The 25,912-nt window shown below is 36.1% G+C and carries 22 protein-coding genes and 2 pseudogenes; 1 reads left to right on the forward strand and 23 read right to left on the reverse strand.

The features are described 5' to 3' along the window. Positions 1-5: 5 nt before the first annotated feature. From rfbA to UYI_RS38840, 19 genes and pseudogenes are all read right to left on the reverse strand, one after another. Positions 6-977 (reverse strand): glucose-1-phosphate thymidylyltransferase RfbA, encoded by a 972-nt coding sequence (gene rfbA / locus UYI_RS0108975; protein ID WP_051035553.1) that lies wholly within the window; start codon positions 975-977, stop codon positions 6-8. A gap of 34 nt (positions 978-1,011) precedes the next feature. Further along, positions 1,012-1,563, reverse strand: a complete 552-nt coding sequence (locus tag UYI_RS0108980) for a YdcF family protein (protein ID WP_016866335.1) — start codon at positions 1,561-1,563, stop codon at positions 1,012-1,014. A gap of 141 nt (positions 1,564-1,704) precedes the next feature. Further along, positions 1,705-2,484, reverse strand: a complete 780-nt coding sequence (locus UYI_RS0108985; RefSeq protein ID WP_026085840.1) for a glycosyltransferase family 2 protein — start codon at positions 2,482-2,484, stop codon at positions 1,705-1,707. Between the two features lie 13 nt (positions 2,485-2,497). Beyond that, positions 2,498-3,669 (reverse strand): annotated as a pseudogene (locus UYI_RS32260) (glycosyltransferase). 141 nt (positions 3,670-3,810) lie between these two features. Beyond that, positions 3,811-4,959 carry a glycosyltransferase family 4 protein gene (locus UYI_RS0108995; RefSeq protein WP_016866337.1) on the reverse strand — a complete coding sequence of 383 codons (1,149 nt, stop codon included), beginning with the start codon at positions 4,957-4,959 and terminating at the stop codon, positions 3,811-3,813. Next, positions 4,956-5,942: a phytanoyl-CoA dioxygenase family protein gene (locus UYI_RS0109000; protein ID WP_016866338.1), complete on the reverse strand. Its 987-nt coding sequence runs from the start codon at positions 5,940-5,942 to the stop codon at positions 4,956-4,958. Before UYI_RS0109000 ends, UYI_RS0108995 begins: the two co-directional genes overlap by 4 nt. Continuing rightward, on the reverse strand, positions 5,935-7,128 hold the full coding sequence (locus UYI_RS0109005) for a glycosyltransferase (protein WP_016866339.1): 1,194 nt from the start codon (positions 7,126-7,128) through the stop codon (positions 5,935-5,937). Before UYI_RS0109005 ends, UYI_RS0109000 begins: the two co-directional genes overlap by 8 nt. A gap of 68 nt (positions 7,129-7,196) precedes the next feature. Beyond that, on the reverse strand, positions 7,197-9,026 hold the full coding sequence (gene asnB / locus UYI_RS0109010) for an asparagine synthase (glutamine-hydrolyzing) (protein WP_016866340.1): 1,830 nt from the start codon (positions 9,024-9,026) through the stop codon (positions 7,197-7,199). Beyond that, positions 9,027-10,196, reverse strand: coding sequence for a glycosyltransferase (locus UYI_RS0109015; protein WP_016866341.1), 1,170 nt, complete (start codon positions 10,194-10,196; stop codon positions 9,027-9,029). Positions 10,197-10,308: 112 nt separating this feature from the next. Continuing rightward, positions 10,309-11,913 carry a hypothetical protein gene (locus UYI_RS0109020; RefSeq protein ID WP_016866342.1) on the reverse strand — a complete coding sequence of 535 codons (1,605 nt, stop codon included), beginning with the start codon at positions 11,911-11,913 and terminating at the stop codon, positions 10,309-10,311. 115 nt (positions 11,914-12,028) lie between these two features. Beyond that, on the reverse strand, positions 12,029-13,036 hold the full coding sequence (locus tag UYI_RS0109025; protein ID WP_016866343.1) for a hypothetical protein: 1,008 nt from the start codon (positions 13,034-13,036) through the stop codon (positions 12,029-12,031). Positions 13,037-13,046: 10 nt separating this feature from the next. Then, positions 13,047-13,730, reverse strand: a complete 684-nt coding sequence (locus UYI_RS0109030; protein ID WP_016866344.1) for a class I SAM-dependent methyltransferase — start codon at positions 13,728-13,730, stop codon at positions 13,047-13,049. 54 nt (positions 13,731-13,784) lie between these two features. Further along, a complete protein-coding gene (locus UYI_RS0109035) occupies positions 13,785-14,732 on the reverse strand; it encodes a glycosyltransferase family 2 protein (protein WP_016866345.1) in 948 nt (315 codons plus the stop codon). 61 nt (positions 14,733-14,793) lie between these two features. After that, positions 14,794-15,981, reverse strand: a complete 1,188-nt coding sequence (locus UYI_RS0109040; RefSeq protein ID WP_016866346.1) for a glycosyltransferase — start codon at positions 15,979-15,981, stop codon at positions 14,794-14,796. Between the two features lie 75 nt (positions 15,982-16,056). Then, positions 16,057-17,202: a glycosyltransferase family 4 protein gene (locus UYI_RS0109045; protein ID WP_016866347.1), complete on the reverse strand. Its 1,146-nt coding sequence runs from the start codon at positions 17,200-17,202 to the stop codon at positions 16,057-16,059. Positions 17,203-17,209: 7 nt separating this feature from the next. Continuing rightward, positions 17,210-18,271, reverse strand: a complete 1,062-nt coding sequence (locus UYI_RS0109050; protein WP_016866348.1) for a CgeB family protein — start codon at positions 18,269-18,271, stop codon at positions 17,210-17,212. Then, positions 18,272-19,462, reverse strand: coding sequence for a glycosyltransferase family 4 protein (locus UYI_RS0109055; RefSeq protein ID WP_016866349.1), 1,191 nt, complete (start codon positions 19,460-19,462; stop codon positions 18,272-18,274). Positions 19,463-19,502: 40 nt separating this feature from the next. After that, positions 19,503-19,742: pseudogene (locus UYI_RS0109060) on the reverse strand (hypothetical protein); the annotation flags it as partial. A gap of 54 nt (positions 19,743-19,796) precedes the next feature. After that, complete coding sequence (locus UYI_RS38840) at positions 19,797-20,705, reverse strand: hypothetical protein (protein WP_016866351.1); 909 nt, start codon at positions 20,703-20,705, stop codon at positions 19,797-19,799. Positions 20,706-20,889: 184 nt separating this feature from the next. Here UYI_RS38840 and UYI_RS0109070 point away from each other — a divergent pair, with 184 nt between their 5' ends. Further along, on the forward strand, positions 20,890-22,110 hold the full coding sequence (locus UYI_RS0109070; protein ID WP_016866352.1) for an ISL3 family transposase: 1,221 nt from the start codon (positions 20,890-20,892) through the stop codon (positions 22,108-22,110). Here the strand turns inward: UYI_RS0109070 and UYI_RS38845 are convergent. From UYI_RS38845 to UYI_RS0109090, 4 genes are all read right to left on the reverse strand, one after another. Continuing rightward, positions 22,101-22,643 carry a hypothetical protein gene (locus UYI_RS38845; protein WP_016866353.1) on the reverse strand — a complete coding sequence of 181 codons (543 nt, stop codon included), beginning with the start codon at positions 22,641-22,643 and terminating at the stop codon, positions 22,101-22,103. The genes UYI_RS0109070 and UYI_RS38845 overlap by 10 nt on opposite strands. Before the next feature lie 179 nt (positions 22,644-22,822). Then, a complete protein-coding gene (locus tag UYI_RS34115) occupies positions 22,823-23,326 on the reverse strand; it encodes an FkbM family methyltransferase (RefSeq protein ID WP_162140390.1) in 504 nt (167 codons plus the stop codon). Between the two features lie 187 nt (positions 23,327-23,513). Further along, on the reverse strand, positions 23,514-24,857 hold the full coding sequence (locus UYI_RS0109085) for a glycosyltransferase (protein WP_016866355.1): 1,344 nt from the start codon (positions 24,855-24,857) through the stop codon (positions 23,514-23,516). 1 nt (position 24,858) lies between these two features. After that, on the reverse strand, positions 24,859-25,854 hold the full coding sequence (locus tag UYI_RS0109090; RefSeq protein ID WP_016866356.1) for a glycosyltransferase family 2 protein: 996 nt from the start codon (positions 25,852-25,854) through the stop codon (positions 24,859-24,861). Between the last annotated feature and the right edge of the window lie 58 nt (positions 25,855-25,912).

A 25,912-nucleotide genomic window follows, 5' to 3' on the forward strand; every position in this document is an offset into this window, starting at 1 on the left:
CCTTACTAAGGAGAGGGGTGCCAAAGGCGGGGTGAGGCTTTTAAAGACAATTTGGTATCAGCATTGAATATTTCTTTGCCATTATTGTTGGGGATGCTTTCAGACTGTTGGTCATTTTCTAAAATTGTGAGCAAGTAACGACCATAGCTACTCTTAGCCATAGATTCGGCTAAGCGACTAAGCTGAGATAAATCTATATATCCTTGGTTGTAGGCAATTTCTTCAATACAAGCTATTTTCAGCCCCTGCCGTTCTTCTAGAGTTTGAATAAAGTTACTTGCCTGATGTAATGATTCATGAGTACCAGTATCTAACCAAGCATATCCCCGACCCAAAAGTTCTACTTGCAATTGACCTCGGTTTAAATAAACTTGATTCACCTCAGTAATTTCTAGCTCATTACGAGCAGAAGGCTTAAGACGAGAAGCAATCTCTACGACTTGGGAATCATAAAAGTAGATTCCAGGAACAGCATAATTAGATTTGGGAGTTTGAGGTTTTTCTTCTATACTAATTGCTTGTCCATGTGCATCAAATTCTATGACTCCATAATGTTGAGGCTCTTTCACTTGATAACCGAATACTAATCCGCCTTGTTTAAGAGTTGCAGCACGAGCAAGCACTTCTGTTAAACCGTGTCCATAAAAAATATTGTCACCCAAAATCAAGCACACTGGCTCTTTAGCAATAAAATCTTTGCCTAAAAGAAAGGCTTGTGCTAAACCCTCTGGCTGAGGCTGTTCAATATAACTAAATTTCAAACCCCACTGACTACCATCCTTTAAGAGTCGCTGAAACAATGGCAAATCATTCGGGGTAGAAATAATTAATATCTCACGAATGCCTGCCAGCATTAATACAGACAAGGGATAGTAGATCATCGGCTTGTCGTAAACAGGCATTAGTTGTTTACTGATTACCTGAGTTATGGGGTAAAGACGTGTACCAGAGCCACCAGCCAGAATAATACCCTTCATTTTGAACTCCTTTTCTAGTAATTTACAGGAAATTTCATAATTGAGTATCAATACGAGTGTTTTTGAGTTCTGCTCCGGTGTAACCAGTAAATACCCAAATCAGGCCACGAACACAATCACGCAGGATGTGAAGCTGGCTTTCAGGTGAGCTTCTGGATGGGACAGACACAGGAGTGAAGGCTATGCCTTGGCTACCTAGAATAATGGTGGCGATCGCCTGAGCTCGTGGCATGTGAAAATCCGAAGTAATCAGGTATAGATGTTTAATATGATTTTGTTTGAAGTCACTAACTAGGGAAGTAAAATTAGTAACGGTATCAACAGCACGCCGATCAATATGTAACCGTGTTAGAGAAATACCTGCTGTTTGAAAAATCATGCGTGTTTCTTTTGGGCTTAAACCAGAAGATACCCAAATTTCTAGAGATGGATACCAGCGAGCTAGTTCAGCAGTTAATATTTCCCGTTCCGGCCCACCACCTAAAGTTAAAAATGCTTGCGGTAGAGGTGCTTGAGTTTTGGCTATTGCTAAACGTACAGGAATGATCAATAGCAAAGCCAAGAGAAATCCTGTGAAAGCTAACATCCAATATTTGGAGATTAGATAATAAAAATTTTTCACCTACTAACTCAAGAATTTACTAATGCTTTACAAAGCAGTTGCTCGAATAATATTGAAAATTATAGATAGTTAAGTTTAAAACTTTAATTAATAGAATTACAAGAATTAGCTTAGTTTTTCATCTTCAATCAGGTGAATTGATAATAGAACTTCGGCGAGTAGCCGTTGAAAAGTGTAATACCAGCCATGCCAACCATCAAGGATGCAACCTTTTACAATCAGGCAGTAGACTAAGATGATGAAGGGGGCTAGAACTTTTTGTTTACGGATGCAATCGCTCAAACTCAACTCACTGATTGGAGTTTCTAGTAATTTTTTTGCCTCAATTACCATGTAGCGATCCTGCGCCCACAGCCAACGGTTGAGAGGTTTGCGATCATCATGATGGATATAGGCAGAAAGCATTGCTGATTTGCCTTCTACCCAGACTCGATGGGCATGTCCATCATCTTTATAAATCGCTTTTTCTCGTCTGTAGAGTACTTTCCGAGGTGGGAGTAAAGTACCGCGTAAGGGTTTACCAAAAACACAGTATTTAAATCTGACACTATAGACATCTATTTCAGTTTCTGCTGTCAGCGCTTTGATTTCATTAACTAACTCATCAGTCAGAACATAATCAGCATCTAGTGAAAGCACCCATTCAGATGTAATTTTTTCTAGCCCATAATTACACTGATTGGCAAAAGAATCAAATTGTTTTTGGAAAACTTGGATTTGGGGATATGAGTGTAATATCTCTAGTGTTTCATCTGTGCTGTAACTGTCAATCACGACAATTTTCTTTGCCCAAATTAGTTTTTTGAGAGTGCGATTGATGTTTGGAGCTTCGTTAAAAGTTAGGATGAGGGGTGTAATTTTTTCCGCTATTGATGGAAAACTCATGAGCATAATGACCTTAATTTTTGGCTAGATCAGCGTAAACCTGTTGCATTTTCAAAGTGATTTGTTTCCAAGTATATTGATCAGATACAAGTTGACGACCACTATTGCCCATATCTTGAGCTTGTTGAGGATTGCAAAGATATTTTTCCAAGGTGGATGCGATCGCATCTACATCAAGTGGTGTCACGTAACCAAGTTGGTGTTGTTCAACAATATCAGCCAGAGCAACACCAGGAGTCACAACAACAGGAATACCCACGGCTAATGCTTCCAAAACCACTACAGCAAAGTTTTCCGAGTGGGATGTCAAGACAAATAAATCCGAACCCTGCATAAACAGGTTTTTAATTTCTCCTTCTAGAAATCCAGCAAAATAGGTGCGATCGCGAATTCCATTGGAGATGACAAGAGATTTTATTTCTGCTTCATATTTTTGGGAACCACTACCTGCAATTACAAAAGTGAAACGATGGTGAATAAGTTTAGCCAAGACTGGAATTAAATAATCTAACCCTTTTTTGGGTGTAGACGGGACATAAATAAAATCACAGGTTCATCAACAGGAACTTTCAGGTATTCACGCAGGTGAGAATGAGCATGAGGAATCAACTTGGGTAGTGAAGTACCAAGTGGTAAGACAAAACTAGGTACATTAAGTCCTAACTTGTCAAATTCCTGCTGTTCCTTTTGAGAGGTAAAGTGGATTGCGTGGCTATTTTCTAGGTTTGCTTGTTCTATTAGTTGCAAATAAATTTGTTTTCTTTGGGTTCTTTGTTGTAAAGACCACTCGCATAGTAAACCATGTGGGATAACAATATAGGGAATATTTTTTTGGCGGGCGATCGCCATTGCAATTGTGGATGCATAACAAAAGATGGTATGGACATGTAAAAGGTCATATTGAGAAATATTTTTCCAAAGCCAGACTGTTAACTGCCAAGAAAAAGAATACTCTCTGATATCTTTTAAATTTGATGAATAACGAGAAAAAAACCAAACCGGAACTTGTTCATACTCTATACGCCGATTTAAAGGAACATCCAACAAACTATCACCATTGTCATTAGTTGTGGCAATTTCTGCATCAACATTATTTTGTCGTAATGCCTTGACCATATCAATAACAACTTGGCTAGTACCACCACGCACCTTTATAATAGATGGAATGACGTGGAGAACTCTCATATTAACTTATATCCGAAATATTTCAGTTTTTCATAATAGCGTTTTATATCATTTTTGGATAAAATTTCTCTCGATATTTAGCTGTAATTAATTTATTTTATGAAAGCAAAATCTATTCAGACAATTTTGAATTAATTTCTATCAAATTCTTTTTTTATCAAAAAAATATTGTTTTTCGATTAACATTGTTTGATATATATCAATATATTCTAAAATCATTTTTTCAGTTCTAAATTTCTGAGAATTTCTGAGACTTTTTGTCTTAAAATTTTCTAAATTGGGAAGATAATAAATTATTTTTTCTGCTGCTGCTTGAGGATTTTTAGGGTCTATATATATAGCTGCGTCTCCTCCCACTATATTCATTGGAGGACGGTTTGATGTAAACACAGGGCAACCACATGCTTGTGCTTCGATAATAGGCCAACCAAAGCCCTCGTGGAGCGAAGGAAATAGTAAGGCTGTTGCAGATGAATAAAGAGCTTGTAAATTTTCATTATCAACTGCGACAAGCTCTATAACTTTTTCTGTCATATTATATTTTTTGATCAACTGATGCATTTCATCAGTAAATGGTTTACCTACCATGACAAGATAAAAGTTTGCTTGTTGTAGTCTCAGCATCAGTTCATAAAAAATCGATAAAACACCGATTCTATTTTTATACCAATGATTTGCTCCTACATGTAAAATGAAATTACTGTTGGCAGGAATTCCCAAACTAGCTAAACGTTCTTTAATTTCTGTGGTTTGCATTGGTGCATATGGATAGTTTAAGCCCATTGAAATCACAGAGATACTGTTTTCAGAAAGATAACTTAGGCGTAATAAATCATTTTTAGTCTGTTCTGAAACACAAACAACCATTTGGGCTTGATTAATTCCTTTGAGCATCATCTGCTGTAATTTTTTACCAGTCCATCCAGTTTTGTGTTCAGGAAATTCTCCCAAGCCAGCACGAATTGCAAACAAATCATGGCAAGTCACTAAATGAGGTATTTTCTGCAAATATTTTGTGTAAATAGCATTGCCATGATCGCATATATGAACTACATCTGCCCAAGATGCTGCTTTCTGTAACTGGAACGGAAATAAAATCAATTTATCAATATAACCAAGCCATTTTTTTAAGAAGTTTGAATATAAGATTATCTTGCCAAAGTATAATCGGGGACGAATGACACGCACCTGAATATTATATTTGCTTAAATAAGTTTCTAGCATGGAAGCAAATCGATCCATGCTTTCAATAGCATCTAGTTTGTAATTACCTACTAACAAAATTTTCATTTCTTGCTATTAATATTTATTATTTTTGAAAATTTTGATTTGATATACCATAAAAATCGCTTAGTATTGATTATTGCTTCAGCAGGCAAGATAGATTTTATAACACTTTTATTTAGAGCTTCTAATGATTCAACTAACAACTTACGCTGTAGCGCCAAGATATCTTTAGGTGTCATTGTGGCAATTGAAGAACAAGGAAAAGCTGGGTAATCTCTTCTAAAACCAAATCCTAAGTAATCCATTATTTCTGGAGTCAAATTATCAAGGTACTCTGTATTAACTATATTTTTTTCACCATGTCCTAAATATTGACTACCAACCTGATCAACTTGGAAAAGCAGGGAAGTTCTAGTGTAGTTATGGTCATTAAAAGGCTCTGCTCTATGTACTCCATGAATATCACAAACTATAAAAGTGCCTTTTTTCATGGGAAAGGTCAGTATGTCATTTTTATAGTTGCTCTCGATAAAATTATCGCTGAGATAAATTTCATGATTATATTGAGCTGACCACTTATGGGAATCTTTTACATATTGAAAAGCATTTTGGGTAACATCAGATAAATAAAATAAAAATAATAGACCCGGCATATTATGCTTATCCACAAGTTGCTTACCTACTTGGAGATTATTGTCAGTATGCCAGGGCATATGGGAAGTTTTACTAGTTTGATAAATTCTATGATTAGTTAATTTATAAATATCATCAAAATATCCTTGACAAATATCCAGAACTCTACTGGAGGTAATGAGATCGTATGTTTTTTTGGAGCTAGCCAAACAGTGAGTGAAAAATTTGTAAGTTTGAGCAATCACTACACCAACATCATTGGTGTTAACTAGAATTTGATTGAAATCAACTTCTTGCAGCATTTCATCAACGTACTGTTCAGTCAATGCTTGTTCAAAAACAAAATATCCCTTGGTTTTGAGGTCATTAACTATTTGATTGTTACTAACATTGATAAAATCCAAGTTAAACATAGCTTAATCCTTGATGATTTGAAAGGATAGCTTGGTAGACATGAATCATTCTGGCTGCGATTTTATCCCAGGTGTAATGGTCGTAAATAAGTTTTTGTGCGGACTTACCCATATTTTTAGCTTGTTGAGGATTGTTAAGATATTGTTCCACAGTAGATGCGATCGCATCTACATCTAGTTGGGTAACATAACCAAGTTGGTGTTGCTGAACTACACTAGCCAAAGCAACCCCAGGAGTCACAACAACAGGAACACCAGCGGCTAAAGCTTCTAAAACTACCACAGCAAAGTTTTCTGAGTGAGAAGTGAGTGCAAACAGATCCGAACCTTGTATAAATAGATTTTTGGTTTCTCCTTCTAGAAATCCAGCAAAATGGACGCGATCGCCAATCCCACTGGAGGTGACAAGAGATTTTATTTTTGCTTTATACTCTTTTGAACCACTACCTGCGATCACGAAAGTAAAACGATGATGAGTGAGTTTAGCCAAAGCTGGAATTAGATAATCTAAGCCTTTTTTAGGGTGTAAACGGGACATGAATAAAATCACAGGTTCATCTGCCGGAACTTTCAGGTATTCACGCAGGCGAGAATGAGCATTAGAGATCGCTAAAGGAACAGAGAGTCCATGGGGTAAAACAAAGCTGTGCAATCCTAAACCTAAACGGGAAACTTCTTGTTGTTCTTGTTCAGAGGTGAGGTGAAGAGCTTGACTGTGGTTGAGGTTACTGCGTTCGATTAAATCGAGATAAATCTTTTTTTTACGAGCGCTTTGCTGGAGTGACCATTCACAAAGTTGTCCGAGGGGACGGACAATGTATGGAACACCTTTTAAACGAGCGATCGCCATTGCTGTTGTAGAAGCATAGGAAAAAATTGCGTGGACATGTAGCAAGTCATAGTTAGAAGCATTTTGCCATAACCATGCAGTTAGCTGCCCAGAAAAAGCAAATTCTCGTATTGAGTGCAGTCCAGGCGAAAAGCGCGGAAAAAATCGAACTGGTACTTGCTTGTACTCTATACACTGGCGTAGAGGTACATCTAATAAATCGTTGCCGTTATCATTAGTTGTAACAATTTCAGCCTCAACACCCAAATTTTGCAGCGCTTTCACAGTTTCAATTACTGCTTGGCTAGGTCCACCTCGCACAGAACCCACTGAAGGAATTACATGAAGAATCTTCATATTACACTAACAGCTATAAACCCCTTTCCAAATTTCTTTTATAATATTTTTTCCAAAAAATACAGAGTTTATGCAAAATTTTGCTTTAACCAAAACTGAAAAATTGCCAAACTCCAACGACGATACCATAGTCTAACATCAATATTTTTATCTAGTTTCGGTGATGGGAAATAATCATGCCAATCACTTTCTATCCACTGTTGAAAAGGAAAAAAGAAACCTCGTTTGGGACGATTCACAACCCAATTAGGTATTTCCGGGATTGCTTGGACTAATAATTTTTTTCCAGGTTGTAAGCGTAGATTACTAGGAATTGAAGATATTGTTTCTAATAAAACTCGATCAACTAATGGTACTCGTAATTCTAGTCCCCAAGCCATGCTCATAACATCGCTATCGCGTAATAATTGATTCCGCATATAGCAGCTTAACTCTAGTAGACTGACTTGATCTTCCAAAGAAGAAAGATGACTGTTGGGGCTAATTTTGGGAACAAAAATTTCATCCCCAATTGATAGATGTTCATAGGATGTAAGCCCAAAATCTTTGAGGTAATATTGGGTAATTGCCCAAGCTTCTTGATGAGAGAAAATACCTCTAAAACTGCGATAAGCCGTTGTTGCTGTTGGGTTTTGTTGTAAAAAATCTCCTAGTCGCTTTAGCTGTGGTGATTTCCCCCAAGTCGCTAATCCTTTTCCGAAAGTAGTGCTGATAGGTTTAATAGTTTTTAGTGGTTGTCCCCAACACACCATTTGCGGCACTTTTTGAAAGGTTTTATAGCCACCAAATAGCTCATCTCCCCCTAATCCTGACAATACTACTTTAGTCCCGTCTTGGTGAGCAATTTGGGATACACAAAAAGTATTGAAACCGTCTATGCTGGGTTGATCAATTCTTTGTAAAAATTGAGGAAATAATTCTCTCCCTATAGTGGATGTAATTTGATATTCTGTATGTTCTGTCTCAAAGTTTTGAGCTATTTGTCGGGCAATATCTCCCTCATTCCACTCATTTTCTTCAAAGGCAATAGAGTAGGTGCGTAATTTACCTTTTTGAGTTTGACGCGCTAAGGCAACAACAGAGGTTGAGTCAATTCCACCACTGAGAAATATCCCTACTGGCACATCACTAATAAAGTGATGTTTAATAGAATCAATTAGAGCATGACGCACTTTTTCTGTGGCTTCTGGTAGAGAAATTGTATGATCGGGAGTAAAGTCAATTTGCCAGTATTGTTTTTGGGTAAGTCTACCAGTTTGCCAATGCAACCAATGACCAGCTTCTAAACAATGAATTCCGTCAATTAAAGTGTATGGTTCTGGTACTGTGCCGCTAATAAAATAGCCATATAAGCCTTTGGGATTTAAGCAAATATTGGGTAATCCAGAAGCTAATATTGCTCGAATTTCTGAAGCAAATACTAAAGTATTACCAGATTGCCAATAATACAGTGGTTTAATTCCTAAAGGATCGCGGGCAATAAAGCAGGTTTTTTCTTGATTATCCCAAATAGCAAAAGCAAACATCCCCCGCAACTGTTGAACACAGTCTGCACCCATGCGCTGATACAGCTTGAGGATGACTTCGGTATCAGTGCGCGAACAAAATTGTTCTCCTTGAGATGCGAGTTGCGATCGCAATTCCAGAAAATTATATATTTCTCCGTTGAAAACAATCCAATAACGTCCATCAGGTGTGGACATGGGTTGATGTCCTGCTGGAGTCAAATCCAAGATCGACAGACGGCTATGGGCAAGTGCTGCTTGATGTTCACTAGCTATGTAAATTCCCTGATCATCAGGACCACGATGGTGTAGAGACTTTTGCATCTGCTGGATTAATTCTTCCAGATGCTGTTGGTGGTAGTGTGTTGTAATGATACCTGCTATGCCGCACATTTAGATTAAACCTAAGTATTTTTCTAGGTAATTACCAAGGGTTTTTTGAAAGGATTGAAAGCCAAATCGCTCAATCACTTTTTGTCGTAAGATCTCTGGTTGATAGAGTAGAGGGTTGGGATAAGTGCGTTGTAAGATTTGAATCAGAGCTTGAGCGATCGCTTGTGTATCCTCTGGATCTATTAATACTCCTAGTTCTCCCCGACATAGAGCATCAGTAGCACCATCTTGATTACCTGCTAAAGTTGGCTTACCACAAGCAAGTGCTTCCAAATAAACAATACCAAACCCTTCTTGTTTACTAGGCATAGCGAAGACATCACAAAGATTGTAATGGTCACATAATTCTTCGTCAGGAACAAAACCAGTCAGGGTAACACAGTTTTGTAGTTCTAACTTCGCGATTAACTCTTCAATGCGCGGAAGATCATCGCCTTTGCCTACCAGCACATAATGAACATTGTGTATAACTTTTTTAATTTCTGGAAGTGCTGTAATAATTGTGTCATATCCTTTATATTGCTCTGTAGCTAATAATCGAGCAACAGTTAAAATAACAGACTGCTCAGGTTTTAATCCGTACCTTTCGAGTAAGTATTTGGGCTTAGGGGCAATTTGAAAGCGGTTGGCATCGAAGGTGACAGGTAAAATCGAGAATTTTTCTGGATCTAGATTTTGCTCATGAATAAGGCGATCGCGCGTGTACTCACTAATCGAAACAATTTTCTTTGCTGCATACAAAGCTTTCTTTTTGAGTGGATCTTTAATTTCCCAGGCATCTATACCATATACAAGTATCCAGTAGGGAATGCCTAAAAAGCGGTGAATCCAAAAAGCTACAGGAGCAAAATTCATATGACCACATAAGATTAATGTGGGACGATTTATCAAAGAGGCAATAATTATATTCACAGCAAAGTGTAGCGTTTGCCACATTCCTGGAACTGAACCACTAAAGAAAAAGAATATATTTTCTGATGTGTAAATGTCTTTGGGTTTAGCCCTATCAAGTTTATCGAAAACGACAATATCTATACTAGGGAATTCATCTGTTACTACTTGTAGGAAATTTTGTAGATAAACTTGAATACCACCCTTACACTCAAATAAATTAGGAACCCATAGATGTAAATGCTTGTACTCTAAAGATTTGTATTTTTTTAAAAACATAAATTATTTAATTTAACTTGAAACTTATCTTGACTGTAATTTTAATAAAAACAAAGCAGCTTGCTAAAGCACTAAATTATATATCTCGTTTGAGATTATTAGTTTTACAGGTTTATACCCAATTTTTTTGCAACGTGATTTTGACAAGTAATAGTATTAGGTAAAGAACTCCAATCTGCATTACTATTCCTGTTAAACCAGCTTCAAATGTACCGCCTACAGAATCTTGTATCAAAGGTAAATAGGCAACCATCACAGCTAATCTAAAAAAAGTATAAACCTTAAAAGGAGATATGGCATCGTTTAACCAACGAAATAATAAACCCGGTATAATCATCAAAGCACAACCCCAAAACCCATAATACAAAAAAATTTCACCGGGGGCAGTAATTAACACAGAAGTCTGAAAATCTTCAGAACCAATTCTATGAGTCAGACGACCAATAAGATTTATATCAAGACTTTCAGGCTTATCAGACCATAAAAATCGTGGCACCCAGAACAAAAATAGACGTTGCCAAAACCAACTACTTTCTTGAGAAACTTGGTAGTGAACAATTGAAGTCATTGCAATCACTTGTTCTGTAATTCCTGATTCATTTAGAGGAATTAAAATAGTTTCAATATATTTATCCCACGAATAATTTTTGAGAATTTGAAATGATTGAGCTAACAATTCCAGAGAATTAAGAGACGTAGAAGTTTTTAATAAATCTCTATAAATAACAAGAGTGGGATAAAGTAACAACCAAGAAAAAATACCTAAAGCCAACAAACTAATAACAGCTATCCAAGAAACCCTAAGACGTTTAAATATAAAAATGGTAGCAACTGGTTTAATAACAAAACTGAAAAACCTACCTTTGGAACCACTAAATAATTGATAGATTAATTCAACAATAATTAGAATTGATGTCAAGTAAGAAACCACATTTTTCTTCAGTCCTGTCTGGAGCAAAAATGTATATCCATAAAGCCAAGCAACAACGTAGAGGCGATCAAACTGAGCCAATAAACTGCCAACAGAAGAAGGTATAGCTGAACCTTGGGTGTAGTATATACTACCTTGACTAAAATTCCATAGCCGAGTAATTGAACCTAAAATACATAAAGCTATGAATAGAATGTTTTGATGATAAGAATTTTGTATAAAACTCAAATTTATTAAGTTTTTTGAAGAAACTGACCATTTGTCAAGATTTAAGTTGGCAAAGAACAAATTCCAAACGATATAGTAACCGACATTTTGAAATACAAGACACAGAATAAGTATGTCAAATGTTTGGGGAGCAGATGGAATTACATCCTTCCATATATTTGGAAACTCCTCAGGGTTATACTTCATGAGTACAAAGTAAAATGCTAACCCGATATAGCCTGAATTACTTATATGAATTAATAAATTATCATAGAATTGATTTCGATAGCAGTCATAACATGTTATAAAAAATACTATAGATGTAGCTAGTAAAAATCTAAATTCCAAAGAGTTGTAAATAACTGTTGACAAAGCTAAAAATAAGCCACTAGTTATTAAAAATAATAAACCCCATATGTGACTTATATTTTTAGATTTGAATGAAAGTAAAAAATTAGAAAATAATAAACTGATTACCGACCAATTAAGAATAGTAGCAAAAAAAATACTTTCTTTTATGCCAAAAGAAATATTTTTCAATTTAGTATTGAAATACTTAACTGGTTGATAGTCAGACATAAAAATTCTTACTAATTACTATTTTATAATTGATAATTTTTATTTACATCCATAGCCCAGATTACCTTGATTATGTATTTTTAAATAAATAGTGCTAGTCAAAAACTACTATCAATTACACATCTAAGTTGAAAATTTGCAGTAAGTTTTTTGCTCTCTGTATAGTAGTATTTTCCCTTACCCAAGCTAAAGCAGCTAATCTAAGTCTAGAATATTCTCCTTCACTTATATTATCTATTTGACGCATGAGGTCATCATAGTTTTGATAAATAATAGAATTATTTCTATTTAATCCATGAGGAGCGCAAGTTTTAGGTTTGTCATCTAAATTCCGAAAACAGGGTACACAGCCATTAGCTGCTATTTCGTAGTGACGTAAACAATCCCATCCTGACCTTTTAGTTGTAATCCCAAATTTGGAAATTTGCAAGTCGGAATAGTATTCTGCTTCTGATTCAAAAGCATAACTAGTAGTGCTTCCTGGAATTCTCTTAGCTATTTCTACATCAACAATATGCTTAGGAAATAGCTTTGTTTTTTGAGGCAAATTTTTAACTATTTTTTCTTCTGGAATTGAAAAAGAAATTGTTCGGAAATTTCGGGGAGTTGGTAAATATTTACAGACAAAAATAGGAGGCAGTTTAAAGCAAAAATGACGAATTGTCTCTAAAGTCCATTCTCGTTTAAAATAAAGAAATTGTTGATGTGCCTTGGGTAAAAACCACCACTTAGGTTCTCGCCACCACTTTCCAGCATAACCATAGGGCTGAGGTGTATCATCCCCATCTATAATTGCAGTATTTGTAAAATTTAAGTAAGGTAGAAATTCTATAAATAAACCAAAATTTTTAAAGATTGCTGGAAAAATAATCAGATCAAAAAATCCGTTACGGATCTTAAAATCAATTTCAGTTCTATCCACAGGAATATCTTCTAGCAATCCATAGAGAGTAAATCCATTGCCGTATAATTTAACTTTAGATTCCTGAACATAATTTTTATATAGATGAGCGCATTTGGGAAAATCAACTACGTTTTCCTTTAAAAGACTTCTTAATCCATGTAGAAGTCCATCTGCTAAATAATCCTCTCCATAAGGAGAAATGAAAAGTACTTTAGTCATAGCTAAAAGTCTATCCCTTGCGATAAGCTACCATTAAAATTTCACTACCACATAGATTAGGCAGCCATTTGCAACCAATTTCATCTAATTTAGTGCGAAAACTGGGATGAAGTAAATGATGACGCAAAAAACCAAGAGGGATACTACCATCAACCGAATGGTGTGTTAATTCTATTTCGGATATTGGTTGTATTAAATATTTAGGAGCTGTATAGAAAGTATAAAAATGAAGGTGTGTTTTATCCATGATACCACCTTCTGTATACTCAAACCTACCTAAGGCTAACTTCCAACGAACACGCCAGTTAGATATATTTGGTAAGGCAATAATGACTTTTCCCCCTACCTTTAAATAGGGTAGTAATTTCTGAATTGCTGCTACTGGTTCAACTAAATGCTCCAAGACATGAGAGAAAATTAAAACATCAAACTCCTGTTTTAAAAACGCAGGTATTTCATCTCGTTCTATATCTAAGCACGCACAACTATCTAATTTTTGTGTTGCTAGTTTAGATTCCATAATCGAACTAGTAATTCCGGTTACGTGAACTGAAGGATAGACAGAACGAATAAGTTGTCCTGTATCTCCCGCGCCACAACCTATGTCTAATATTTTTAGATCATGTTCATCTAATAGTTTTACAATAGATGGATTACCTTGATTTGAGTAAACAATATCTTTAGTAAGTACCATAATAATTCATTCCAAAAAATAATTTTACAAAAGCCTTGATGTCATTTATAAATATTAAATAAACTTTGGTTGAGGCTTATATAAATGATTATTCAAGGTGATTAACCAGAAAAACAAACCAAAAGAAAAATCTCCAAGTCCCATTATTTGTAAGATACGCAAGAAGTTATTGAGCTTTTTATATCTCAGACAATAGATACTATGATGTACATCAAGTACATTTTGTCGCATTTGACAATAAAACTTTGCCTGAAAATGAACATTTTTGGGTAGTATAGTTAGAATTTTAGAACGTATTTCTCGGTTCTCTGAAATAACTCGCACTCCGGATTCTGAGGTACGACTTAATTGTTTATTATGAGAGCGAACTTTTAATAAATGTTTATGAATAACTCCCAATTTTTTTGTTTGACAAATCCTTACCCACATTTCATAATCACCTGAAACATAAAGTGATTCGTTAAATAAACCAACTTCATCAATACATTTTCTTCTAATACAAACTGTAGAAAGATTACCAGGAATACAGCCGTAATAATAGAATAACTGCATACTTAGATGGGAATCAATTACATCTGGTAAATCTTTTAAAGCACCCTGACTAAGAGTCATTCCGTTTCGATCAATTATGTGGCTTTTGCAAAATGAAATATCAATTTCTGGATGGTTTTCAAAAAAAAGTATCTCGTTTTCTAAACAATCACTAAAGAGGATGTCATCTTGACAAATAAAACGTATTATTGGGGCATTAGCTAATTTTAAAATTAAATTCAAATTTTTAAACAGCCCTTGATTTTTTTGATTCGATAAATATGTAATTCTTGGATCTGAAAATTCTTGAATTATATTGTGTGAATCGTCAGTTGAACAATCATTACTAATGAGTAATTCAAAGTTAGTAAAACTTTGATTTAAAATTGAATTTATACATTCACGTATATATCGTTGACCATTGAATACAGGTAATAATATTGATATTTTTGGATGAAATTGAGTATCCATATGCATATTTTTAAAATAAACCTTTATTAACTTAGAAAAATTTACTTAGTCTAGGTTTTAACTACTCATTTTTCACTTCACTACCACAAACTAATTCTTGAATTTTTTTGAACAAAGGATAAAAGGCAGACTCGTAATTATATTTTTCTTCAAAAGCTTGCCTAGCTGCTAAGCACATAGCTTGGTATTTATCAAAGTCACTCATGATATCCTCAACAGCAGAGGCGATAGATTTAGGGTTATCAGGATCGGCAAAACGTACCCAACTCTCACTAGCAAGATGTTCTCGGTAGTTTGGTTGATCACTTACAATCACAGGTAGACCACAGGCAGCATACTCATATATTTTATTTGATGCTGTTCCCATAGTTTGGTGGTTTATACCAGTCTTTTTATATAAACAAATACCTAAAGATGCCTTCCAAGTATGTGGAGGCAAATCATTATAAGGTACTGGTGGAAAATATTTAACACGCTCAGCAACATTCTTGGTAATACTAAAATTTCTGATGACTAGCTTGTCTTCTTCTTGAATATACCCAATCAGTTTGATTTCTATTAACTGATTTAAAAAATCTAAGGATTCGATGAGTTCCAAAAGGGAATTTTTAACCGAAATTGTTCCTTGTAGTAAAATTTGAGGATTGTGAAAACGCTCTAATAGGAGATTTGGAAAATTTGGGTGTTCTTGAAAATATGATTTTCTGGGAAAATTAGGTACTACCATAGTTTTTCCCAAAAAATTTGTCAACTTTTTAAAAAATAAAGCTCTTTCTTGAGACGGAAAGATCACAAAATTAGCCTTATGTACCCACTTGCGTTCACCTCTTTGAACCCATCCTGATAGAGAAGATAGGGAAAATAATTTTTCATTGAGATCATGATTATGGTAGATTAATGGAATATCTTTAGGTTGCAATAGTAGGCACCCATAAGCAGCTGTATAGGCGAAATAATCATAAGCATAAATTAAAGATACATCTTTTAAAAGCTTATAAGCTTGTGCTACAAAATTAATATATTCCCACAGCTTAGTTTCAAATGATTGTTTTTCTCGTTCTCTGACTGATGTATATTTCCCTAAACGATGCACTTTCACATTGGAAGGATATTTCCAAATAGCAGGATCTTGGTTACGACCAACTAAAATCACATCAAAATGTTCTGATAATAAATGAACAGCGTTTATTGTTGGAGGATAATGATCAGGATTCGCATATATAAGCATCCCGATAATTTTTTTTGTCATTGTCATTGCTCTGGTTGTAATTAATAATTGTTAATATTTTGAAATCTAAATTATGGACTAGTAAAAATATGCTGACTAAAAAATTTGTAAATAAGCATTAGTTATTTTTTCACCATAGTCGTCCCAAGTTAGAGACTTACGCGCTTGCTCTAGAGCATTTCTTCCCATTTCATCTCGTTTATCTGGATTTTCATAAAAGAAAAGCATTTTTTCTTTCAAAGCTTCTATATCTCGAATAGGAATACAAAAACCATCAATTCCATGCCTTACAATATCCTCACCACCTGTATTGGTTGTATGAATTATAGGTAGTCCACAGGCCATTGCTTGAGGAATCACCATCCCAAAACCATCTTCAATGGAAGCTAAAGAAAATACTGAGCATTGAGAGTAAAACCAACGCAATTTTTGTTGAGGATGTGTCCCTTTAATCAGAATGCGATCGCTCTGATATTTTGCTATAAAAGGCTCTATTTCGGGAGTGATTGAACCTACAAGCCATAATTCGGCGTTAGGTAAGTTTAATTCCCAAAAAGCTTGCAATAAATATTGGACACCTTTACGCAGTGATAAAGAGCCGCAGTGAATCACTCGAAAGATATTATCTTGTTTTGGAACTGGATAAAATTCTGCTAAAGAAGTTCCATAAGGGACAAGAATAAGCTTACTTTCTGGTATTCCCTGTGCTAAAAAAGTACGCTTTACAAATAGACTCGCAATAGCTATTCTGTCAGCATCATCATAAGCTTGTATTTCTCTTTCGTAGATGCCAGGATGTGTTTCAGTGAAACTTAATCCCCATTTTTCATATTCTTCTGTGAGAATTTCTGTTTGGTAATGCATATGGCTGCTACCGCGCTCAATTATTGTTTTAGCGCCGAGTTCTTTCGCCCGATGCACAGACCAGTAATTAGATCCTGACCAACCAACAAACAAGTCAAACTCTGGTGATAAATAATTTGTGACTGAGCGGTCAAATTGTTCTAAAAACCATAGCTGCAAATTGCGATCGCCCCTCATCCATCTTGGTAATTTATACCAACCACGAGATAGAGCTTCCAATTGCCATAGAGAGTGAATTAATTTCTGATCAATCCCATACTTAGTAATTGCAAAAGCTGGATAAGTAGAAATTAATTTATATAAATAACCTCTTTTTTGTAATTGTTGGGCTAAGTTAAATGCATGAAAACGTCCCCAAACAGACACACAGACTTTCATTAATATCTTATGCCTCCTTTGGATGTAGTAATTTAAGATCACTACCTTGGGATGATCTCAATGTTTGATAAAGATTAGCAATTTCTGTCACTCTATCATTAATTGTGTTGACTAATGCTTTCTGATAACCAGCCTCTGCAACAGCTTTAATTAAATTAGGATTTTGTAAAAGATACTCTACTTTTTGTCTTAACTCATCCGGACTCGAAAAATATACAGCTTCTTGATCTTCTATAAATAAACTCAATAACTCTTGACTACGCTCACTCAGCATCAGTGTTCCTGTAGCAGGAATTTCATAGGTTCTAATATTGTGTCCTTCTTCATTCTGGGGACGTAAAATATTAAGACCCATTTTGGCAGAGCCTAAAATATCAGGGATTTGTTCATAGCTACACATTCCTTGACACAAACCCTTTAATACAGGCTCCTGACAGTAAGTATTCCAGTAGTTTGATCCCCAAAGTCCTAAGCGATAGTCTGCGATCGCTTTTAAATACTGCTCTCGCTTGCGGCTAGCATCCCAGTTACCGATAAACGCTACATCATATATTGGGTGAGCCTGGCGTTTGGGAAAGTGATATTCAACATCACTACAAAAAGGGTGAAACAAAGCTCTTTTGACACCATTTTCTTTGAGCCGTTCAACTAATTTTTGACTCCAAATAAAAGCAGCATCCCACAAAGGAAATCCTCGTTGTACCCAAGAATTAGTGTGGGTATGATGGGTATCCACAGGATTATCAGTATAAAATACGACAGCAAGACCAGATTGCTGGAATGCCAAAATAGTATCAGGATGAACTAAGCGAGGAGAAGCAACAAAAGTCAAATCAGGCTGAAAATTATTTACTGTTGCCAATAATTTGGCATTTGCTGACTTTGCTAGTGTTTGCCATGCCACTCGCCATGCTATTTTGTCCCACAACGAACCAGAAGCTAAACTGGGTGCAGCTTTGCTCCAGGCAAAATATTCTACATCACAGCCAAACTGAGAAAATCCTCGTCCGTAAACTTCCTCGGTACGACCTATTTCTGCGGTTTCTCCTACAATCAAAACTTTTTTCATTTAACCTACTCTCACCTGTAAGTAATTTAAGGCTTGTTTGAGTCCCTGCAAATCTTCCTGATAGCTCCAGTTTTGAATTTGTTTGAGGCTGATCTCTCCTGCGGAAATACTGTTAGCGATCGCCCAACGAATTGCCTCAGCTAAAGCCGTGATATCACCTACAGGATAAATTTGTCCATTTTGTCCGTCTTTCACCAAGTCAGATGCACAGCCTACTTGATCACTGACAACCACAGCTTTACCTGCATTCATAACTTCATTAATTGCCAATCCCCAAGGCTCAAAACCAGAGGGTAAGACAAACACATCACACAAATCATACATAGCAGGCATTTGGGACTGATTCTGAAAACCTAAAAAGCGAATCGACTGCCAACCTGTTTCCTTCGCTTCAGCTTCCAGAGTTGGACGCAGAATCCCATCTCCCACAAACAATAGGTAAGGTTCTGGTTCCTGCACACCGTCAGCCGAGAGTAATCGATAAGCTGCTAACAAATCCTGGGGACGCTTGACATCAATCAGTTTGGCAGCATAGAGAATAATTGGTCTGGCTGGATCTAAATTCAGCGATTTTCGTAGTTCCTGACGATGAGGAAGTTCTAGCATAACTTGCTTTTGGAAATATTCATTATCAACCGCATAAGGAACTTGAAATAGACGCTTTTCTTCAACTCCATAGTTTCTGTAAAACTGATAGTTGAGAGTCCCGATGTAAAGAAATCCAGCTATTTTCTCAAAAAGCCAGTTCAGAAAAACTCTTTTTGCTATTTTTTTCAGAGGATTAGTCGGTTCACTGATACCATTAGATTCTCCCCGCAGCAAAACAGGAATACCCAATTTATTTGCTGCCAGCACCGCTTGTATACTACATAGCCAAGACCAACCATGCACCCAAACAACATCAAATTTTCCTTGTTCTAACTGTTTGAGAATGTCTGTTGCGATCGGTTGTTGTAACCAACTTTGCCACTGCTTGCTACCCCAGCAATTTAAAAAATAGTAATCATAACCCTCAGTTAATGGCACATCCCATGCAATTAATCGCCCAAATCCTTCATCTTGATAAGCCTTTAAAGAAAAATCACTGTAGAAAAAAACTTTCAAATCAATTTCTGGATCGGCAGCAACAAGCCGCAATAAAGGAGCCTGATACTGAATTGGATGAGAGACAAAGTAAGCTACACTTAGCATCAGTTAAGGTTAAAATCTCAAAAATTTATAGTTGATAGCTTTATTCATGCCAATCGTAATTAATTTGCAGCCTACCTAATGATTGCAGTTCTTGTTCTAGACCTGGAAGGTGATAGATGCATTGACCATGACATTTTGTCAGAATGTAACCGTAACTCTGCAACAATTTGTGAATTTCAGCACATTTTTCCCAACCACAAATGCTTTCATGGTACTCCATAGCAATAAAATCTATTTGGTGTTTCTTCAAGATATTATTTCCACCAGCAATTACTAAATACTCTGCACCCTCACAGTAGGCTGTTGACTCTGTGCCTTTTTAAGGGGTAAAAGTTCATGCAGTTTTTGTGTCGTGAACATCAGCAGAGAATAAAGTTTTTCTTTTCGAGAGCATAGATTGACTAAAAACTTCAGCTAGCCATGCTTCAACATCTGCAAAACTAACAGTGGAAAGTGCATTTTTAACAATAGTAGTTGTTATATTCATAGTAGATAAACAAATTGTTAATAACATCTGACCCATCTCTTTAAATGGGCAGCGTCCAGAAAATTGCTTATATTTTCCAAACAGTGATTCAATCACATCAGAAGTGGCTAAAAAAATCCCTTTGTCCTTAATTTGCGAAGATTGAGCAGCCAGGTAATCAAAAATATGCTGTTGAAAATCTTGGAGAGAGCTATCGGCGAATACAAATTTATTTTGCTCAAAATAGTCCAGAGATTGATGATTAAGTCCTGATTGTTTTAGTTTGGTTTCAATACCTCGTGTTAGTGCTACCATTTGATTCCAATAAATCAGATCTAATTCATAATCAACTAACCATCCCAACTTCTCTCTTATTTTCTGATTAATTTGCTCTTCTTCAAGATTTGGCACTAATTCCATCAGAGTTTCTGCGGGAGAGTTTAACAGCTTAATAGCCCAATTTGTCAGCCTTTCTACATTGAAATAACGACATTGAGAACGCTGTGCTGGAGGAGATAAAAAAGATAATTCCGTTTGTTGTAGTCTTTGCCTGCATATGCTACATTTTTGAATAAATGACTGGTATCTATCATCCGAATCTAACTGATATTTTAAAAGCAAAGCCATTGCATGAGTCACATCATGAGTGTAAATTAGGTCTGGATAGTTTTGTTGGTATAGCTTGATTCCACGAGCAAGGTCACTACTATGGTCTGCGACTATTTGTATTGGAACACCAACTCTTTTTGCTATTTTATCTAGTTGATACTGGATCATTTCTCCTGGTTCTATCGCTCCCCTTATGTAAAAAAGACAAAAGTTATTGAATTCATTGAATATAATTGTATATTAATATGCTGTCAAAGCATTGTAGAGGAAGGATTTTAGCTTTTTTCAGAATACAGTCAAAATGTTCATATGTAATTAAAAATACAAGAAGTTAAGTTTGAGGGTGCTAGTGATGAAATTTTCCGTAGAGAAAATGCTCAATCTAACAGGGATAAAAGTATTAAACTGCCATGAAATTGAAGGTATGGGATTAATTATAGAAATCGAAAAAAATGCGAAATCTTGTACTTGTCCAAAATGTGGTTATCAGGCAAGTAGCATACATCAAAATCATTGGCGAATAGTTCAGGATTTACCAATAAGCGATCGCCAAGTACAATTAAAAATTAATCGTCGTCAATTTCGCTGCAAAAAATGTCAAAGAATATTTAGTGAAGAGTTAGATTTTATAGATAAAAACCGGGGATATACTAAGAGATTAGCTGAGAATATTATCAAACAAGTATTAGATAGTAATATTCGTAGTGTTGCTTTAAGAAATGATTTAACAGAAGAAGAAATAGAATCGATATTAAATACACAAGCCATACTCATAGAGTCAATAAATTTTGCAAGAGTGAAAAGAATTGGGATAGATGAAATAGCTCTAGTAAAAGGACAAGGAAATTACTTAGCAATAATAGTAGATTTAGACACGAATAAACCGATAGAAATATTGCGTTCGCGTCGGAGTGAGGAGTTACGTAAACTCTTTGAGGGATGGGGTTCTACCGTGTTGGAGCAAATCCATGAAGTCAGTATTGACCTTTGGAATCCATATAGAAAATTAGTAGAAGAATTGATGCCAAATGTCGATGTAACAGCAGATAGATTTCATGTAATGAAACAGATTACAGACGAATTAGATACAGCACGTAAATCAGAAAAAAGGGCAGCCGAAAAAATTCCGAATAAGTCAGAAAAAGAAAGAAAATTAACTGGAATAATAAAAAGCAAATATAGTTTACTTAAGAATGAGAAAGATTTGACCGATAAGCAGAAAGAAAAATTAAAATCTGTTCTGGAGGTCTCACCAAAATTATCAAAAATGCACGCCCTAAAAGAAGAGTTTAGAGAAATATTTGAAACGAAGTATTCTTGGGGAGAAGGAGTATTAAAATTACTTGATTGGATGCATGATGCTATGTCATTTTTCCCCAAAAGTATTGGTACATTTCAGAGATGGTTTGGAGAAATAGTTGGTTATTTTGATAATAGAACAACAAGCGGAGTTGTGGAAGGAATTAATAATAAACTCAAGTTAATTAAAAGATTGGGCTATGGCTTTCGCAACTTTGAAAATTTCAAATTACGAAGTTTATTAACTTGGCATTTTGGTATTAATTATCCATAAAGGGAGCGATAGAACCTTTCTCCTTTGGTGGAATCCATAATTTCTAATCCTAATAATTCCACATCTTCATGTGACAGCCCTCTGGTTTTCTCAATCACATTTTCCACAAGATGCTGTTGTGAAACACCCAAAACTACTAAAGCTTTTTGTTTTCCTAGTTCCAGTGTAAAATCGACAATAAATATCCAATCATTTCGATACTCTTTTTCTCTTTTTAATTCATATATCCCAATTCTTCCTAACCATTTTCTGATACAAGTAAAGCTTGGAGTTGTCTGTGAAGAGGAATTTTTAAATAACTCAAATACTTTCTCTATTCCTCTAAAACTTATCCCACATTCAATTAAAAGCTCTAGCGCTAGCTGAATTGTTCTAGCGTCGTAATAATGACCCTTGATCGTTAGTTCTTCACCAGAATTCTTGGCTTCTAAGTTGGTTGATTGGGTTTCGATTTCTTCTTTTTTTCTTCTGATTCTGCTCCGACATTCTGTTCTTTCAGTTTTAACTCTGCTGCCAGCGCACGCTTTTTCCAATGCTCTCGTGAATCAGATAAATCTCTGACTTTTATTTCTAAAGCTCTAACCTTTTTTTGTTTTTCTAAGGCTTTTTCTCTCCAATTATCTCGACCCTTCCGGAACAACCGTGCTAACCTACTAACTGGGCTTTTAAACTCCTGCATTTACTTTGACTTTGCTCGATACCGACGACATCATTATTGTATGAAATAATTTCGCCGGAAAACCAACAAAGTCAACAGCCTACCCTCACAGTCAATTTTGAGCAGACGCACTCTCTCTAATGAATTTCTTTGAAAAAATGCATCCAATGTAACGGTGGGAACTTTCTCGTAAGTAGAACCAAGTTTCCAATGCCGAAAGAAACTGCTAGCTCCTGTATTTGTAGAAGGGCGTAAGAAGAGATTAACTTCGCCTTCTTGATTAGAAATAGCAATAGGATGAACAACTATTGAATTGACAGAATTAAGGCTAATATTCTCCTGAATAATACGTTGCAAACGGCTTTGAGGCTCAATGCAATGAACAGTACCATTTTGAATTAAAGATGAAGCCAGCACAGAGAAGTATCCTTCATTTCCACCAACATCTACAAACACGTCATTAGCCCGTAAAACCAACTCTAGAAATCGTGACATTTGAGGTTCATAGACTCCTTGACACAAAAGTTCTAATCCAAATACAGAGACAGGATCTACCAAGAACTTTTGACCTCTTTTTGTGCAAACATATTGTCGCTTTACTCTCAGTAGCTGCTTTGCGAATACACCTAGTTGGGTAGGTCTAATTTTTAGCAGCATAGTGTACATCTTTATATTCTGAGTATTTGTAGATAACATATTGCTTTTGTTTTCAGAAAGGTGCGTCATAAAATATTCTTGTTAGCAATTAAATGGGTTTGGAAAATAAGTCGCCGTTTGCATAGAGCTGATAAATTGATAACATCTGAGTTGCCACTGCCTCCATTGTTTGGGGAGACTTAATACCAGCACCAAGCCGCATCAGTAGTTGCCTATCTTGGCATAATCTTTGTAGTTGTTGACTCCAGGCAACTACAGACGCAGGTTCTACTAAAATGCCGTTGACTTCGTGCTGAACTAGTTCAGCAATGCCACCTAAATTAGAACCAATCACAGGAACTCCAGCGGCAAAGGCTTCTAGCACTACCATTGGCCCAGTCTCTAACCATTGAGAAGGAACAGCTAACAAGTCATAATCTGTCAGGGTAGATATCACATTTTCAGGTGCAACTGGGGGTTTGAAACTGATGCGTGGGTCATTTGCTGTTATAGTTTGCAGTTGTTGTTGATAAGCACTACCGCTTGCACCTTGGGAAACACCATAGATATCTAAATTAATTGGCAAGTTAGGGACTACTTGTAAAGCTTTGATCAGAATATGAATTCCTTTAGTGGGATCGAGCCTACCCAAAAAAGCAATTTTTAAAGCTGATTTAGCATATCTTGGCTGAGAGTTAATCGTTTCTGGTAAGTTGTGACAAAGACCTTGGCGAATAACAGTAATTTTGTCCTGAGGAACGTGGTTGAGTAACAAAACATCTCTGACCCAGTTGCAGACTGCGACAATGTGATTAACTTCCGCTAATAGGGTGCGTAAAGTACTATGGCGCAGACTAACTAATTCTGTCATTCTTAAGGCCGTCCAAGTACGCCCTTGTAAATTCAAATCGCCTAGCCACTTTCCTACCTGGGTTGGCAAACTAGCGATCACTTTCGCAATGTTTTTATCTAGTCCCAAACCTTGCAGTGTACACTGAGTGCAAGCATGTAAATCTATCTGACCATCACAGATTTGTGTTCCCCAGCGCATTAGAGTACCTCTTTGACAAGTAACGGTTGGGGTATGGTATGTAAACACAACAGGAATTTTTCGTTGTTTCGCAGCTTGTACTATTCGCAGAGAAACACCTGATGTCAAAGCATGGAGATGTACTATATCTGGTTGTTCAGCATCCAGAAGACGGCTGAACTCTATGGCTGCATGTATATCCCCTTCTCCATAATTTTCTCGTAGATTTTTGAGTTGCTTCGACATTCCATATCGCCGTACTGGTAGCTGATGATGTAGGTAGGACTGATTAGCTTCTCCCGGCGCTGCAACTATAACTTCAACACTTTGTTGCTGCAAGTAGCGTGACAAAGCCTCAACGTAAACTTCTGTTCCGCCAACAGGATCAGGATAGAAGCAGAAAGGGACTTGAATTATTTTCACGTTAGGTAGAAGTGATAGGAAATTTGGGAGTCAAGCTGTGAATAATCTTTTTGATCCGACGATAGTTGAGAGCGATCGCCTCCGCTTGCTCATATCCCAACCATTGAGATATTTGTCTCAAACTTCTCGGACTAGAAGGAAGATAATTAGGATTCAGATGATGAATTTTGGCAAGCACTTCTTTGAACTTTAAGCGATCGTGTTCAAAGTAAAATCTGGCTACCTGCCCGTAAGCCTTCTCTAACGCGCTCCGACGTTCTGGAGTTATACTGCCATTAACTTTCCAGAAATCCTCTACTTGGCAAGCATTATTGAAACAATCTAAAACGAATTTAGCAGGGTTGCGGCGAGACAAACTATCTTTTTTATGGACTCGGTAATCTGCTTGTACGCCAGGCACATAAATAAAATTTCCCCCCACCAAAGCTGCATCTAAGAGAAAGCGAGCATCTTGAATGATAGGTAAAGATTTATTCCAACAGCCAATTTTCTCTACAACACGACGATGGTAAAGTAAGGCAGCAGGTGGCGCCCAAAAATCTGTAAATAATGCAATCTGGGGGTCAGCATGAATATCTTCAATTCGCCTAGCTACCACTTCCCCTGGATTAAATTTGCCATCTTCCCCTTCTTCTAGTCGTTGCCAGTCTGAGTATGCAACATCTGCATCGTTATTAATAAGAGCATTTACCCGTTTTTCTAATGCATCTACCCGCAATAAATCATCTGCATCTAAATATTGAATAAATCTACCTTGTGCTAATTCTGTTCCTCTGTTGCGAGCGGCGCTTGCTCCTTGATTAGAGGTAAATTCAGCTTTCACTCTTGAGCCAAAAGAGCGAATTAAAGTCGCTGTATTGTCTGTTGAACCATCATCAATAACAATAATTTCAAGATCCTTTAATGTTTGCTCAAATACACTCTCTAAGGTTTCTGTTAAAAAAGATGCTGTATTATAGCATGGAATAATTACTGAAACTAATGGTCTGATAATCATTTAAAAAATATTTCTATTGTTTTTTGTAACTATTATTTGTAACTATTAGACATCTCCA

The organism is Fischerella muscicola PCC 7414, from assembly GCF_000317205.1.
Taxonomy (GTDB): Bacteria; Cyanobacteriota; Cyanobacteriia; order Cyanobacteriales; family Nostocaceae; genus Fischerella; species Fischerella muscicola.